The organism is Kitasatospora sp. NPDC004669 (assembly GCF_040609455.1).
Lineage (GTDB): Bacteria > Actinomycetota > Actinomycetes > Streptomycetales > Streptomycetaceae > Kitasatospora.
This window is the reverse complement of the sequence record NZ_JBEXKB010000020.1, coordinates 120634-136118: the sequence shown is the minus strand read 5'-3', so window position 1 is coordinate 136118 and position 15485 is coordinate 120634. Positions and strand designations below refer to the sequence as shown.

The 15485-nt window shown below is 73.4% G+C and carries 12 protein-coding genes; 6 read left to right on the top strand and 6 right to left on the bottom strand.

Going from position 1 to position 15485, the window contains the following annotated elements; translation table 11 throughout:
• Together ABZW30_RS19225 and ABZW30_RS19220 are read left to right on the top strand one after the other, a co-directional pair.
• On the top strand, positions 1 to 924 hold a 924-nt coding region (locus ABZW30_RS19225; RefSeq protein WP_355672309.1), incomplete at its 5' end, for an ATP-binding SpoIIE family protein phosphatase.
• A gap of 205 nt (positions 925 to 1129) precedes the next feature.
• On the top strand, positions 1130 to 2443 hold the full coding sequence (locus tag ABZW30_RS19220) for a GAF domain-containing SpoIIE family protein phosphatase (protein ID WP_355672308.1): 1314 nt from the start codon (positions 1130 to 1132) through the stop codon (positions 2441 to 2443).
• 22 nt (positions 2444 to 2465) lie between these two features.
• Here ABZW30_RS19220 and ABZW30_RS19215 read toward each other — a convergent pair whose 3' ends face one another.
• Positions 2466 to 2609, bottom strand: coding sequence for a hypothetical protein (locus tag ABZW30_RS19215; RefSeq protein ID WP_355672307.1), 144 nt, complete (start codon positions 2607 to 2609; stop codon positions 2466 to 2468).
• A gap of 136 nt (positions 2610 to 2745) precedes the next feature.
• Between ABZW30_RS19215 and ABZW30_RS19210 the strand changes: the two genes are divergently transcribed.
• Positions 2746 to 3825, top strand: a complete 1080-nt coding sequence (locus tag ABZW30_RS19210) for an alpha/beta hydrolase (protein WP_355672306.1) — start codon at positions 2746 to 2748, stop codon at positions 3823 to 3825.
• Between the two features lie 11 nt (positions 3826 to 3836).
• Here ABZW30_RS19210 and ABZW30_RS19205 read toward each other — a convergent pair whose 3' ends face one another.
• The 5 genes from ABZW30_RS19205 to ABZW30_RS19185 are packed head-to-tail and all read right to left on the bottom strand — an operon-like array spanning position 3837 to position 10360.
• Positions 3837 to 5141 (bottom strand): FAD-dependent oxidoreductase, encoded by a 1305-nt coding sequence (locus tag ABZW30_RS19205; protein WP_355672305.1) that lies wholly within the window; start codon positions 5139 to 5141, stop codon positions 3837 to 3839.
• Entirely contained in the window at positions 5138 to 5929 is a 792-nt protein-coding gene (locus ABZW30_RS19200; RefSeq protein ID WP_355672304.1) for an ATP-binding cassette domain-containing protein, read from the bottom strand. The genes ABZW30_RS19205 and ABZW30_RS19200 overlap by 4 nt, the downstream gene beginning before the upstream one ends.
• Complete coding sequence (locus ABZW30_RS19195) at positions 5926 to 7797, bottom strand: dipeptide/oligopeptide/nickel ABC transporter permease/ATP-binding protein (RefSeq protein WP_355672303.1); 1872 nt, start codon at positions 7795 to 7797, stop codon at positions 5926 to 5928. Before ABZW30_RS19195 ends, ABZW30_RS19200 begins: the two co-directional genes overlap by 4 nt.
• Positions 7794 to 8762: an ABC transporter permease gene (locus ABZW30_RS19190; protein WP_355672302.1), complete on the bottom strand. Its 969-nt coding sequence runs from the start codon at positions 8760 to 8762 to the stop codon at positions 7794 to 7796. Before ABZW30_RS19190 ends, ABZW30_RS19195 begins: the two co-directional genes overlap by 4 nt.
• A 14-nt stretch (positions 8763 to 8776) precedes the next feature.
• Entirely contained in the window at positions 8777 to 10360 is a 1584-nt protein-coding gene (locus ABZW30_RS19185; RefSeq protein WP_355672301.1) for an ABC transporter substrate-binding protein, read from the bottom strand.
• 219 nt (positions 10361 to 10579) lie between these two features.
• Between ABZW30_RS19185 and ABZW30_RS19180 the strand changes: the two genes are divergently transcribed.
• From ABZW30_RS19180 to ABZW30_RS19170, 3 genes are all read left to right on the top strand, one after another.
• Positions 10580 to 12289, top strand: coding sequence for a DUF885 domain-containing protein (locus ABZW30_RS19180; protein ID WP_355672300.1), 1710 nt, complete (start codon positions 10580 to 10582; stop codon positions 12287 to 12289).
• 310 nt (positions 12290 to 12599) lie between these two features.
• On the top strand, positions 12600 to 12953 hold the full coding sequence (locus ABZW30_RS19175; protein ID WP_355672299.1) for a DUF5132 domain-containing protein: 354 nt from the start codon (positions 12600 to 12602) through the stop codon (positions 12951 to 12953).
• A 261-nt stretch (positions 12954 to 13214) separates the two neighbouring features.
• Positions 13215 to 15461 carry an ATP-binding cassette domain-containing protein gene (locus ABZW30_RS19170; RefSeq protein WP_355672298.1) on the top strand — a complete coding sequence of 749 codons (2247 nt, stop codon included), beginning with the start codon at positions 13215 to 13217 and terminating at the stop codon, positions 15459 to 15461.
• The last annotated feature ends 24 nt before the right edge of the window (positions 15462 to 15485 follow it).

Sequence of the window (15485 nt, the reverse complement as noted above, 5' to 3'; positions counted from 1 at the left end):
GTGCTCAACTTCTCCGCCCTCGACCTGCCCCCGGACGAACTGCTCGCCCGCCTCGACGAACTGGTCACCCACCTCGACCACGGCGGGGCCACCGAAGACGAGGAGGAGACGGCCGGCGTCACGGGCGCCACCTGCCTGTACGCGATCTACGACCCGGTCTCCGGACACTGCACCATGGCACGGGCGGGCCACCCACCGCCCGCCCTGGTACACAGCGACGGCACCGTGGAGTACGTCGACCTGCCCACCGGCCCACCGCTCGGCGTGGGCGGCCTGCCCTTCGAAGCCACCGAACTCCAGCTGGCACCCGGCACCGCACTGGTCCTCTACACCAACGGACTCGTCACCAACCGCGACCGCGACCTGGACAACGGACTCGCCACGCTGCGCCGTTCCCTGGCGGACGCCCACGCGGACGGGTCCCCGGACTCCTCCTGCCAGGCCGTGTTCGACGCGCTGGTCCCGCCACACCCGAGCGACGACATCGCCCTCCTCATCGCCCGCACCCGCCTGTTCGAATCCGACCAGGTGGCCACCTGGGACGTACCGCACGAGGCTGCCGCTGTGTCCCGCATCCGCAACGAATGCGTAGCCCAACTGGAGGCCTGGGGACTGGAGGACCTGAGCTTCACCACCGAACTGATCCTCAGCGAACTGATCACCAACGCCATCCGCTACGGCGCCGAGCCCATCCGCGTCCGCATGCTGCGCGACACCAGCCTGGTCTGCGAGGTCTCCGACAGCAGCAGCACCGCCCCCCACCTGCGCTACGCCGCCACCATGGACGAGGGCGGCCGGGGCCTGTTCCTGGTGGCCCAGCTGGCCGAGCGGTGGGGGACCAGGTACACGGCCCGTGGCAAGGTCATCTGGTCCGAGCAACCGCTGACCGCACCCGAGTTCCAGTTCGAGGCGATGCTGCTGTAGCCCGGAACGCGGGCATCGCGGGTGCGGATACACCGTCCGCGCAAGTCGCGGCCTTGCGGGCACACCGGCCCCGTCGTCCAGGAGACCCGCGCGGGCGTGGCCGCTCCTTCGCCGGCGCGGGCCGGTATCGTTGATCACCGGAGACAGGTCTTCCGAGACGCCCGGTCCGGCCGCGCCGGCCGGTCACGGCGGAAGGACGGGCTCGATGGGTCGCTGGGACGCGGAGCACACCGGTGGCGGCAGAACTCCGGCCGGGATCGACGAGCTGGAGAGACAGCTGCGCGAGTTGGCCGGCGCCCGCGGCCGGATGACCGGCCTGCTGCAGGCCGTCCTCGCGATCAGCCGCGACCTCGAACTGCCGGTGGTGCTGCGCCGGATCGTGACAACCGCGATGGACCTGGCCGGGGCCCGTTACGGGGCACTCGGCGTGCTCGACGAGGACGGCACCCGGCTGGCCGGCTTCGTCCCCGTGGGCTTGGACGACCAGCAGCGCGCCCGCCTGGCCGGAGTCGACCTGCCCACCGGCCGCGGGCTGCTCGGCCGCCTGATCCACGACCCACGGCCGCTGCGCGTCGACGACCTCGCCGCCCACCCCGACGCGGGCGGCTTCCCACCGGGCCATCCGCCCATGCGGACCCTGCTCGGCGTCGCCATCAGCGTCCGCGGCCGCATCTACGGCAACCTGTACCTCGCCGACAAACACGACGGTGAACCGTTCGACGTCGACGACGAAACCCTGATCACCGCCCTGGCCGGAGCCGCCGGCGTGGCGATCGAGAACGCCCGCCTCTACAGCCGCCTGCGCGCCGGCGCCGAGCAGTTCCAGCGGCTGCTGCTCCCGGTCCTGCCCACGCTGGCCCCGCTCGTCGCCTGGGCCGACTACCGGCCCGCCACGGAGCCTGCTCTGCTCGGCGGCGACTGGTACGACGCGCTGGCCCTGCCCGACGGCACCCGGACCGCGGTCATCGGCGACGTGGCCGGCCACGACCTGAGCGCCGCCGCCGTCATGTCGCAGGTGCGCAACATGCTGCGCGCGCTGGCCCACGACGGGGCCGTGCCGCCCAGCGAGATCCTCACCCGGCTCGACCAGGCCGTCCACGACCTCCCCGACGTTCCGATGGCCACCGCCTGCCTCACCCGGCTGGAACCACGCGGCGGGACGTGGACGCTGCACTGGAGCAACGCCGGCCACCTGCCGCCCCTGCTCGTCACCCGGGACGGCACCGCCCGCTACCTGGACACCGACCCCGACCTGCCGATCGGCGTCGACCCGAGCCTGCCGCGCCTCGACCACGTACGGGCCCTCCCGCCCCGAGCCACCCTGGTGATGTTCACCGACGGGCTCGTCGAGCATCCCGACCTCTCCCTGGACGCCGGGCTGCGAGCCGTTGCCGCGACCGCGGCCTCCCTGGCGGACCGGCCACTGGACGAGCTCGGGACGGCCCTGGTCGAGGCCCGCCCGGGAGACCTCCACGACGACCTCGCCGTGCTGCTGCTGCGCCTACCCGGGGCGGGGTGAGGCCGGCGACGGACGGAAGGGGTCAGTCGAGCTCGTTCTCGTGGACGACGCCGTCTTTGACGATGAGGCGCAGATTGCGTTCGGGATCGGCGAGGACGGACAGGTCGGTGGTCGGGTCGTCGTCGACGACCAGGAGGTCGGCCCATGCCCCCGGCGCGGTTCGCATCCTGCCGTCCCGGGTGATGGCCCAGGGTTCTCGGGCGTGCGCGATGCGTACTCCAGCGGTCGTGGGGTGAGGGTGCGAGCGGTTGGGGGAAGAAGACGGGCAGGGGCATTTGTCGGGCTGCTGTCGCGGAGGGCCGATGCGACGGGACGGGCGGGTGGCGAACTCCTTGTTCGCACTGCTGAGCCGGGACTGGGCGGGAGTGCCGGTCGCGCTGGTGGCGGCAGGAGTGGGCGGCGGACTCGTCGGGGTGGGGGCGGCGTGGGCGGTGGCGCTCGGTGGTCTGACGGTGGCTTTCGGTGCGGTGCTGCTGTCCGGGGCCGTTCGTCACCTGGTGCTGGTGGCCCGCGAGGGGCGGGAGAATCCGCCGCCCGGGCGGCTGGTCGATGTGGGTGGTCACCGGATGCACGTCCTCGCCGAGGGCGAGGACGGCGGGCCGACCGTGGTGTGGATGCCCGGTGGACACGCGCCCGGTGAGGACTTCCGGGAGCTGCACACGATGCTGGCGGCCCGGACCCGCTCGGTGCTGGTCGACCGGTTCGGATCGGGTTGGAGTGATGTCGGGCCCTTCCCGAGGACGACGGCGGGCGAGGCGGAGGAGCTGCTGGCGGCGCTGGACGGGGCGGGGGAGCGGGCCCCCTTCGTGTTCGTCGGTCATTCCTTCGGCGGGTTGCTGGTCGCGAACGTGGCCAGGCGTCGGCCGGATCTGGTGGCCGGGCTCGTGCTGCTGGATCCGACGCCCCTGGAGGCCATCGCCTTCGCGCCGCCCAACCGACAGCTCGCGGGGATGCGTCGCGGCTTCCTGCTGACGGCGGTGCGGCAGCTGTTCGGTGTGAACCGCGGCTCCGGCGGCCGGTCCGGGCAGGGCTGCGCCGCCGCGTCGATCTTCGCCGAGCTGTCGCCGTCCGGGTTGGCGGGAGTCGGCTGGGAGACCGTGGTGTACGACGGGGATCTCGGAGACCTACCGCTGGTGCTGGTGATACCCCGGGATCTCACGGGCGGTGAGACGGTGCTGGCCGGGGCCCGGGACGCGGTCGAGGCCGAGCGGATCAGCCGCTTCTATCTCCGCAGCAGGGTTCGGTACCTGGCGGCGTCGACGGCGGCACGGCTGGTGCACACGCCGGAGGGGACGGGCCACGACTTCCCGCACGAGGTGCCCGAGTTCGTGGTCGGCGTGGTCGAGGACCTGGTGCGGGAGCTGCGGGTGATCAGCCGTTGACCGTCCGCCGATCAGCCCATGACCGTGCGCGCGGAGCCGGCCCGGACCGGGCGTCGGCGGGAGAAGGAACCCAGGTCCACGACGTTGCCGGTGTGTTCGCAGCGGTAGCGGACCGGGGCGCCGTCGTGGTCGTGGCCGGCCTCGACCAGGTCGATCAGGCTCGCGAGGAAGCGGCCCACCAGCGGGGCGTTCTTGAACTGGTTGCCGCTGGTGCCCATGGCGACGTAGTACCCGTCGAGGGCGGTGCGGTCGTAGATCGGGGTCCAGTCGTCGGCGACGTCGTACACCCCCGCGACCCCGAGCGGCCGGTTGGGGACGCCGATCGCCGGGAAGCGGCGCGCGGCCCGGATCACCTGGGTGCGGAAGCGGTGGGCGGTGGGGCGGGGGTCGGCCTCGTCCGGATCGTCGATCCACTCGGGCGGGTCGCAGTCCGGCTCGGTGCCGCCGACCAGGAGGTGCCCGCCGGAGGCGGGGCGCAGGTAGGTGCCGAGGTCGAGGTCGGCGACCACGGGGCCGGGGCCGGTGGCGTGGCCGCTCGGTGCGGCGACCTGGTGGACCTCCTCGCGCAGCGGGCGCACGCCGATCGTGAAGTCGCTGCCGACCCCCGCCAGCCGGTTGAGGCCGCCCGACCACGGACCGGCGGCATTGACCACGACCGGTGCGGCGATCCGTACGCCGTCGGCCAGACGGATGCCCGTCACCCGGGTCGCGTGCCGGTCGACGGCCACCACGGCGTGGTGGAACAGGAAACGCGTGCCCAGCTCGCCCGCCGCGTCGGCGAGGTTCTGGGCGGCGAGCTGCGGGTCGTCGACGAACCCGGCGTCCGGGGTGAACAGGGCGCCGAGCTCACCGGCCGGGCCGGCGAAGAAGGCGTCGTCGTCCACCGGCTTCGGAGGCCAGTACCGCCCGGGATCGATTCCGGGGAGGCGCCCGCGCAGGGTCGGGGCGTCCCACCGTTCGTACGGGACGCCGGCGCGGTCGAACAAGGCGGCGACCTCGGACGGTGCGACAGCGGGGGAGTCGAGCAGCACGGCGCCGGTGCGGTGGAAGGCGGCGAGCGGGCGGCGGCCGGTGAGCCGCAGGTGCTCGGGCCAGGACGTCCAGAGGTGCTGGGCCTCCCAGGCCGTGGCGACGCCGTCGAAGGTGGAGTAGTTGAACCGGATGATCGCGCTGGAGGCGCTGGTGGAGCCGTGGCCGGGGGCGCCCGCCTTGTCCACGACGACCACCTGCCGCCCGGTGCGGGCGAGTTCGAGGGCGACGGCGGCGCCGATCACCCCGGCTCCGACGACCACCGCGTCCGGTCGGATGACGGTCATGACGGCCTCCCGTCGGGCGGGGGTGTGCGCAGGCTCGGCACGGCGGCGAGCAGGGCCCGGGTGTACGGGTGCTGCGGGGTGCGCAGGATGGCGCCGGTGGGGGCGGCCTCGACGATCCGGCCGTGCCGCATGACCGCCACCACGTCGGAGACGTGGCAGACCGCCGGCAGGTTGTGGCCGACGAACAGCATGGACAGGCCCAGCTCGCGCCGGAGTTCGCGGATCGTGTTGAGGACGGCGGCCTGCACCGAGACGTCGAGCGCCGAGGTGATCTCGTCGGCGATCAGCAGGCCGGGTTCGACGGCCAGGGCCCGGGCGATGGCGACCCGCTGGCGCTGGCCGCCGGAGAGCTGTCGCGGCAGGCGGTCGGCGAGCCGGGGATCCAGGCCGACGAGGCCGAGCAGCTCGGCGACGCGCGCGGCACGGGCGGGCCGGTCGAGCCGGTGGAAGACGGTGGCCGCTTCGACGAGCGTCCGGCGGACCGTCATCCGGGGGTCCAGCGCGGTGTCCGGGTCCTGGAGGACGACCTGGACCAGGCGGCCGAGCCGGCGCCGGTCGCGGACGGTGCGGATGCGGACCTCCTGGCCGTCGAGCAGGACCCGGCCCCCGTGCAAGGGGCCGAGGCCGACGATCGCGCGGGCCAGGCTCGATTTCCCGGATCCGGACTCGCCCACGAGCCCGAGCGTGGTGCCGGACGGGATCTCCAGCGAGACGCCGTCCACGGCGGTGACGGGGCCGCGTGGACCGAGATGCCGGACGGTGAGCTCGGAGACCTGAAGGGAGGTCATGGCGCGACCGCCGTCTCCGGGTTCGCCGTCACCGGTACCGGATACCAGCACGCGACCCGGTGGTCGGCATCGAGGTCCTCCAGCGGCGGAGCCTGCTCGGCACAGTGGTCCCGGCGGCGCGGGCAGCGGGGCTCGAACGCACAGCCCGGGGCAGGTGCGAGCGGGTCGGGCGGGGCGCCCGGCACGGTCGGCAGCGGCCGGTCGCGGTCCGCGGTGAGGTCCGGCACCGACTCGACCAGTGCGCGGGTGTAGGGGTGCCGGGTGCCGGCGGCGAGTCGGTCGGCGGGCAGGGTCTCGATGACGGTGCCCGCGTACATCACCAGGACCCGTTCGCAGAACTCGCCCACGAGCGCGATGTCGTGACTGATGAACAGGATCGCGGCGGAGGTGTCCCGCCGGATCTCGGACAGTAGCCGGGTGATCTGCCGCTGCACGGTGACGTCGAGCGCGGTGGTGGGCTCGTCGGCGATGATCAGGCCCGGCCGCACCATCAGCCCGGACGCGATCATCACCCGTTGGCGCTGGCCGCCGGAGAGCTGGTGAGGGCGTGAGCGCAGCACGGCCGGGGGGAGGGCGACCCGACGCAGGGCGTCGGAGGCCTCCGACGCGGCCTGAGCGCGGCTCGCGCCGCGATGGGCCCGGACGGTCTCGGTGAGCTGGGTGGCGACCCGCAGGGACGGGTTGAGCGCCGACGCCGGGTTCTGGAAGATCATCGCCAGGCCCGTCGCGAGGTGGCGGTCCCGCTCCTTCGGTGTCATGGCGGCGAGGTCGGCGCCGAGCAGGCGGAGGGTGCGCCGGGACACCCGGGCCCCTTCCGGGAGCAGGTCGGCGATGGCGAGCGCGGTGAGCGACTTGCCCGAACCCGACTCGCCGACGAGTCCGACGATCTCGCCCGGTCGCAGCGAGAGACTCACCCCGCGCACCGGCCGGATCACCCCGTCCGGAGTGGGGAGTTCGACGCCGAGGTCCTCGACCTGGAGCACCAGGCCGTCCTCGGCGGGCCCGCTCGGGGCGAGCGGGGGCGCGGTCGTACGTGGCGCCGGGCCGCGCCGGGCGACGCCGCCGGCCAGGACCTCGCCGAGCAGCTGGAAGGTCAGGGCCGCGTAGAGGATGGCCAGGCCCGGGGCGAGGGCGGGGAGGGGTTCGGCGTAGATGCGGTCGAGCCCCTGGTTGAGCAGCTGCCCCCAGTCGTAGCCGGGCGGTTGGACGCCCAGACCGAGGAAGCTCAGCCCGGAGAGCGCGACGAGGGCGGTGCCTGCCGCCGTGGTGGTGCTCAGCAGCAGCGGTTCGGCGATGTTGGGCAGGACGTGCCGCCACAGCAGCCGGTGCCGACGCAGGCCGAGGACCCGGGCCGCGGCCAGGTGGTCGGTGCCCGCCACGCCGGCCGCGAGGGTGTGGGCGAGCCGGGCGAATCCGGGAACGCCCGCGACGGCGAGGGCGAGCATCGCCCCGCCGGCGCCCGCACCGAACACCACGGCGAGGAACATCGCGACCAGGAGCGCGGGGAAGGCGAGCAGGAGGTTGATCAGCCCGGCGACCAGCCGACGGGCGCGGGGGGCGAGGACGGCGGTGGACGCCCCGAGGAGGACTCCCGCGGTCGCGCCGAGCAGGACCGCCGCCAGCGCGAGCAGCAGGGAGGGCCGGGTGGCCGTCAGGACCCGGGCGAGCAGGTCCCGGCCCAGGTTGTCGGTGCCGAACGGGTGCGCCACGGACGGGCCCTGGAGCACCGCGGAGGGGTCCGGGCGGTCGGCCGACGCGCCCCAGACGAGCGGGCCGACCAGCGCGAGCACGACCAGCGACGTCAGCATGGCCGCCGTGACCCAGGCCATGGGTGAGCGCGGGCGTCCGGGTGGAAGGAGCACGGTCACGTCTCCCGGATCGTCGAGCGGGGGTCGAGCACGGCCAGCAGCACGTCGACCAGGAGGCCGGCGAGCAGCACGGTCGTGCCCAGCACCAGCACCATCGCCTGGACCACCGGGTAGTCCTGCGAGACCACGGACTGTGCCATGGCCGAACCGATGCCGGGCCAGGCGAAGACCTTCTCGACCAGCACCGTGCCGGCGATCAGGGCGGGCAGCAGGCTTCCGGCGACGGTGAGTGCTGCGGTCGCCATGTTCGGCGCGGCGTGCCGCAGGTAGCGGCGGGCGGGGGACAGCCGTTTGCTCCGGGCGGTGCGCAGGTAGTCCTCGTTCAGCACCTTCAGCGCCTCCACCCGGACGATGCGCACCAGGACGGCGGTGGGCGCGAGGGCGAGCGCGAGGACCGGCAGGACGAAGGATTCGGCGCCCGCCGCACCGGCCACCGGGAGCAGCTGGAGGCCGACGGCCAGCAGTGCGGTGAGCCCGGCGGCCAGGACGAAGTCGGGCACCCCGGCCAGGCCGGCGGTGACCGCGGTGAACACGAGCTCGGTGTGCGGATGCCGGCCGTCGCGGGTGCGGACGGCGGCCAGCAGGCCACCGGGCAGGGCGACGGCGAGGGTGACCAGGAAGGCGAGGCCGGCGATCTCCAGGGTGGCCGGCAGCCGGGTGCGGACCAGCTCCGCGACCGGTGTCCCGGTGACCAGTGAGGTGCCGAGGTCACCGTGCACGAGGCCGTCGAGGTAGTGCCGGTACTGCGACAGGAAGGGCGCGTCGAGCCCGAGTCGGTGTCTGCGGGCGGCCACCAGGGCGGGGGCCGCGTCGACACCGAGCGCGGCACGGACCGGGTCGCCGGGGACGAGGCGGATCATCGCGAACGACGCGGTGAGCACGACCGCGAGGGAGAGGAGCAGCCGGGCGGTGCGGCGCCCGAGGAACGCCGTCCAGGGGTGCCGCAGCAGCTGGGGTACGGACACGGTGGGTCCCCCGGTCACTGGTGGAGGCGGATGCTGGTGGGGACGAGCTGGCCGCCGAAGGTGGTGGCGAAGGTGGTGCGGTAGCCGTACACGGTGCTCCGGCCGTCCGCGATCGGCAGGGCGTCGGCCGAGCGGAGGAGCGCGGCGGTGGCCCGGTTCCAGGTGCCGCAGCCGGCCGTGTCGGTCTCCTGGAGTGCCTGGGCGACCAGCGCGTCGTACTCGGGGTCGGTCACGCCCGCGAAGTTGAGGCCCTGGGCGGGAGCGGGGCCGGAGAAGAACGGGATGAAGCCGACCGGCAGGGCGAAGCCCGGCGAGGTGCCGACCACGACGTCGAACTCGCCGCTCTGGTACATGGCGTTGACGAGGGCGGGCAGGCTCTCGGTGACCAGGTCGACCCGCGCGCCGAGCGCCGTCCATTCCCGGGCCATCAGCTCGGCGACGGACGGCAGGGTCGGGCCGAGGTCGGGGCTGGTGATCAGGCGCAGTCGGAGCGGCCGGCCGTCCTTGGTGAGGGGGCCGTCGGCGGAGCGGGTCCAGCCGGCGGCGCGCAGGGCCTCGGCGGCGTCCTGCGCGGGCAGGTTGGCGGTGGCGAGGTCGGCGTGGCAGACGGCGCCCTCGGCGCCGAAGTCGGTGGCGGGTCTGCCGGTGCCGCCGACGGCGACGTTGGCGAGCCCCCGGCGGTCGAGGGCGGCGACCAGGGCGCGGCGCAGCGCCGGGTCGAAGAGGGCCCGGCCGGGGCGCTGGTTGAAGAAGGTCAGCCCGACCACGGTCGCCACGTCCGTGGTGGCCAGGCCGTGGTCGGTGAGCCGGGCGCGGTCCGGCCCGTTCACGTTCGCGATGTCGACACCGCCGGTGAGTAGCAGGTTCGCCGCGGTGGAGGCCTGGGGCACCACCGAGACGGCGATGTGCGCGGGGAGGCCGGGCGCTGCGGTCGTCGCCCCGTCGGGTCCCCAGGAGTAGCCGTCGCGGACGGTGAACTCGTACGGTCCGCCGGGGGTGTAGCGGGTCAGCGTGTAGGGGCCGGTGCCCTGGGTGGCACGGTCCAGCGACTGGGGCCGGTCGAGTCCGGCGGGGCAGACGATCGGCAGCAGGCCGAGGGTGCGGGTGAGGAACGGGAAGGGGGCGGTGGTGGTCGCCGAGACCGTGCCGGTCACGTCGTCGGCTTTCGCGGTGAACGGGACGTTCGGCAGGACGGTCTGGGCGCCGGCGAGTTGGTTGGCCGGGTCGCCCGCGTAGGTGAGCGCGCGGGCCACCGCCGAGGCGGTGAGGGGAGTGCCGTCGGAGCAGGTGACGCCCGGACGGAGGGTGAAGGCGGCCGTGGTGGTCGTGGCCTGCCAGGACGAGGCCAGGCCGGTGACCACGGTGCCGTCGGCGGTGATGTTGACCAGCGAGTCGTAGGCGTAGCGGGCCTGGGCGGCGCCGAAGGCGGTGTACGGGTTGAAGCTCGGGGTCTCACTGGCCGCCGCGATCCGGACGGTCCCGCGGTCCACCAAGGGCGTGGTGGTCGAGGACCGGGCGGCGCCGCCGCAGCCGCTCAGCGCGACGGCCGCAGCGGTCATGGTGGCCGTCAGGGCGACCGGCAGGGGGCGACGGTACATGGCGTCATGGTGCCACCGGGCATTGGCGGTGGCGATTCAACTCGCCTGCGGGGAAGGCGTGTTCGAATGATCGGAGCCGCCTCTCGCCTGGGCCTGGGCGGTGGGCGTCGGCGCGGGACGGCGGGGCGGTGCGATCCCGATTCACTCTTTCGAAGGATGCCGCGGCCCGTGTGCCGCAGTCCGGGCGACCTGGCGGTCCGTCATCGCCAGTATGTCGGCATGAGGACGAACGAACCGGGTCGCGAGGTCGGTCACCTGGCGGACCGTTACTGGGAGTTCCTGCTGGAGCGGGACCCGTTGCTGCGAGTCCGTCAGGGGCTCCCGGTCGAGACGCTGCCGGGGGCGTCGCTCGCCGAGGCCGAGGAGCGGGCACGGTTCGCCGCGGGTGTGCTGGACCGGGTTCGGGTGCTCGACGGCGCGGAGCTGTCCGGTGCCGACGCCGACACCGCGGCCGTCCTCGCGGCGCTGGCCGGGCAGGAGCTGCGGGCCCGACGGTGGTACTGGCTGACGCCCGCCGTCACGCCGTACCGGCTGTTCCCGCTGTCGCTCTACGTCGACGCGGTCCTGTGCCGTTACCAGTTCGCCGAACGGCCCGACGCCGAGCGGTACTTGACGCTGGTGCGCGAACTGGCGCGGGTGGTCGGCTCGATCGGCGACAAGGTGGTCGGGCAGGCTACGCGCGGCTTCCGGGTGCCCGCCCCGGCCCTGGCCGGAGTGCGGGCCACCGTCGAGGGCCTGCGCGCCTCGGCGGCGCGCCGGGTGGCGGTGGCGGACGACCGGCTCGGTGGGCTGGGGGCGGCTGGGCGCGGACGCCTTCGGGACGGCGTACGGCGACTGGTGGAGGCCGAGTTGACGCCGGCCTTCGACCGGCTGCTCGCCGTCGTCGACGACCCGGTCTATCGGGGAGAGGTACCGCAGGAGGTCGGCTGGGCGCGCTACGAGGGCGGCGAGGAGGCGTACCGGGACTTCGTCCGGACCGGCACCGGGGGCGACACCGCGCCCGAGCGGCTCCACGAGCTCGGCCGCGACCAGTGTCGCGAACTGGCCGGGCGGATGCGGGAGGTGCGCGCGACCCTGGGCTTCCCGGGCACCGAGGCCGAGTTCCACGACCGGCTCAGGACCGAGCCCCGGCTGTATGCCCGGACGCCCGGGGAGGTCGAGGCCCGGTTCCGTGGCCACCTCGACCGACTGGCCCCACTGCTGCCGCGGTGGTTCGCCACCTTGCCGGCCGCGCCGTACGGGCTGGCCCGGCTGGATCCGGCGCTGGAGTCGGGGATGACCTTCGGGTACTACGAGTCGCCGACCGCTGCCAGTCCGGTCGGGCGCTACCGCTACAACGGCTCGGACCTGGACCGGAGATCGCTGATCGGTTCGGCCTCCCTGATCTATCACGAGCTGGCGCCGGGGCACCACTTCCACCTCGCCCGCCAGGCGGAGGACCGGTCGCTTCCGCAACTGCGGCGTGAGAGCGCCGAGTTCGGCGCGTTCAACGAGGGTTGGGCCGAGTACGCGGCGGGGCTCGGCTGGGAGATGGGCCTCTACGACGATCCGTGGGACGCGTACGGGCGCCTCGCGCAGGAGCGGTTCACCGCGCAGCGGCTCGTCGTCGACACCGGGCTCAACCTCGGGACGATGAGCCTCGCGCAGGCACGGGACTTCATGCGCGCCAACTCCACCGAGGCGGACGGCCAGATCGACTCGGACCTGTTGCGGTACTCGACGGATCTGCCCGGGCAGGCGCTCTCCTACCGTGCGGGCTTCCTGGAGTTCGGTCGGCTGCGGGCGCGGGCCGAGGCGGACCTGGGCGCCGGGTTCGACGTGCGGGCCTTCCACGAGGCGGTGCTGGGAGGCGGTGCGCTGCCGTTCCCCGCCCTGCGCCGGAGGGTGGCGCGCGAACTCGGCAGTCGTCATGTCGGCGATCACTATTAATAGGTAAATCGGACGCGAATTTCCCGTGATGGGTGGGCTTACTGCAATCCGTAGCGGTCGGGAACGTGGGTGACACTCGCATGGGTGAAACCCGTCGAGGCTGTTTGGCCTCGATGGACATGACTCGACTACGGTGGCGGATGAGCGGGCGGTGGACCCCATCGACGAGGAATTCGATCCGGCCGGGAATCCGGCACGGGGATCGGGAATTCCGGAAATGGGTGCTTCCGTCTGCCCTGCTGTGCGTGCTCCGGAGTTCGCAGTGCCCGGGGTCCCCTGTCATACGTCTGCGTAGAGAGGTTGGAGCATCATGCCGCCCGTAGTCCCGCCGTTCCTGGTCGGTCTCATCGTCGCGCCACTGGCCAAGCGTCTCCTCAAGCCGCTGGTGCGCGGCGTCGTCAAGACGTCCGTCGGTATTGCCCTGGAGGTGAAGAAGGCGGCCCATGAGGCCGGCGAGAACATCCACGACCTCGCGGCCGAGGTGGCCGCCGACATGGTGGCGGCGCAGATCGCCTCCGATGACGGCCACCGGGCCGCCGAGAGCACGGCCCCGATCGGGGAGAGGGGCGGGGTCACCGACCGGGCCGAGGGCGAGGGGAGGGCCCCGAAGATCCGCGCGACCGCCGGTGCCGGTGCCGGCGTCGGCGCCGGCAAGGCGCACTGACGTCCTGATCCGCGGCCCGATCGGCCGCCTGGGCGCGCCTTCCGGCCGTTCTCGGAAGGCGTGTCCACGCGGCGGTCGGCCGTAGGCCTTTCGGCCGTATCGACTTCCCCTTCAGACTTTCCACTCCGTCGGAGTAATCCGCCGCGCGCAGAATTCCGACGCGCCCGCTGACGGATTACCCGTGACCTCCGCAAACAGGTGATCGTACACATGCCATCTCTGCTGGGTGCCGCAGCCGGATTCCGCTCCGCGGATTTGGACGTGAGCCCGCGCTCGGTCATTCCGGGCCGCCAGCGCTGGGACGTCAAGCTGGTTCTCGGACGGCCCCGGACGGCCCGAGTCCTCGCCGCCGCGCTGCGCCGCATCCCCGGGATCACCGAGGCCCAGGCCAACCCGATCACCGGTGGGGTCCTCGTCCGACACGACGCGCGGGTGCGTGCCGCGGACGTCGGTCGGATCATGCGCAGAGCGGTCGCCCTGGTGGCGGAGGGTCCGGCCCGGACGGGACGTGCGACGTCGGCCCGGCCGGTCGCCGAACCGGCTTCGCGTCCGGACCGCGGCCTCGTCGTGCGTCCCGTCCTCGCGGTGGGCGGCGGGGTGGCGGCCGGCATCGCGCTGATCCGCGGGTCGGCGCGGAGCAAGCAGCTGGTGGCACTCGGCGGGGTGGCGGCCGCGACCGCGGCGGTCGTCCGGAAGGCCTGGCGCAGAACGGTCGACGGCACCAGGGAGCTGTCCGGGTCCGGCACCGAACGACACCCCCTGCTGGAGATCGTCGGACCGCACCGGAAGCGGCTCTACCGCGCCTCCGCGCTCTCGATCGCCTGCCAGGTCTCGGAGATGGCGCTCGGCACGTTCCTCGGCTGGACGGGACTGGTGCTGATCAAGGGCGAGGCCGCACCGCTGGTCAGCCTCGGCCTGACCACCGCCTCCGCCCAACTCTGGGGTCTGGCGGGGTTGGTGGCGGTCGCCTGCGCCGCCGTGGCGGGCCTCTCGTACACCTCGAACCTCCAGTGGCGCCGACTCGGCCAGGACATCGAGCACGACTGGCGAAACCGGACGTTCGAGCACGTACAGCACATCGAACTGCGGCATCTGGAGGGCGAGCGCACCAGCCGGGTCGCCGGTGCGCTCACCGACGACGTCGGCCAGCTGGGCACCTTCTTCGCCGGCTCGGCCAACGACGTGCTGCAGCTGGGCACCAGCCTGGCTCTCCTGGTGCCGGCGTTCCTGCTGCTGGCCCCGCAGATCGCCTGGATCGCGTTCCTGCCCATCCCGGTGATCGCCTGGCTGTCACTCCACTACCAGGACAAGGTCGCGGCCGACTACGCCGTCTCCGGTGAGAACCGGGCCAGGCTGCACAGTCGGCTGGTCAACACGCTGGAAGCCGGTGCCACCGTCAAGAGCTTCTGCACCGAGGGCTACGAGGCCGAACGCATCGACGACTTGAGCGAAGCGGCCCAGGAGAGCAATCGGCAGACCGACCGGAGCGCGATCCGCCACGCCGAGACCGTCCGGGCCTGCACGACCACCTCGATGGCCGGCACTCTGCTTGTCGGCGGCCGCGCGGTGCTCAACGGCACCCTCCGGTTCGAGGTGTTCAGCCCGCTGATCGGGCTGCCCCAGATGGTGCTGCTGCGGATGAACCGGATCGGCGGCATCGTCGACCAGTACCAGCGCACGCTCGCCTCCTACGACCGGGTCCAGCGGCTCCGTTCCCTGCCCGTCGAGGCCGACGGCACCGGCGGACCGCTCGACACCGAGAAGGTCCGGGGCGAGATCGTCCTCGACGAGGTGACCTTCGCCTACCCCGGACGGCCGCCGGCGCTGGACGATCTCTCGCTGACCATCCCCGCCGGGCAGACCACCGCCCTCGTCGGCGCCACCGGCTCCGGCAAGACCACGATCGCCAAGCTGCTGATGCGTTTCGAGGACGTGGAGTTCGGCTCCGTGCTGCTCGACGGTCGGGACGTGCGCGACCTGGCGCGGCACGACCTGCGCCACGCGATCGGGTTCGTCGCCCAGGACCCGTTCCTCTTCGACGGCACCATCGCCGACAACATCCGCTACGGCAGCTTCCGGGCCTCGGACGAGGCCGTGGTCGAGGCGGCAACGATGGCCGAGGCGCACACCTTCATCGCGACGCTGCCGGACGGCTACGACACGGTGATCGGCGAGCGCGGTGCCGCCCTCTCGGGCGGTCAACGGCAACGGATCGCCCTGGCCCGGGCGATCCTCAAGGACGCCCCGGTCGTGATCCTCGACGAGGCCACCTCCGCCGTGGACAACGAGACCGAGGCCGCCATCCAGCGCACGCTCCGAGGCTTCGCGGCCGACCGGACGATGATCATCATCGCCCACCGGCTCTCCACCGTTCGCCACGCGGACCGGATCTACGTCATGGACAAGGGCGGCGTCGTGGCCGAGCAGGGCACCCACGACGAGCTCCTCGCCCAGCACGGACTCTACGCATCCCTCTGGCAGCTCCAGGCCGGCGAACTCGCCGCCTGACCGCAGCAGCCGCGCCTGCCCGCC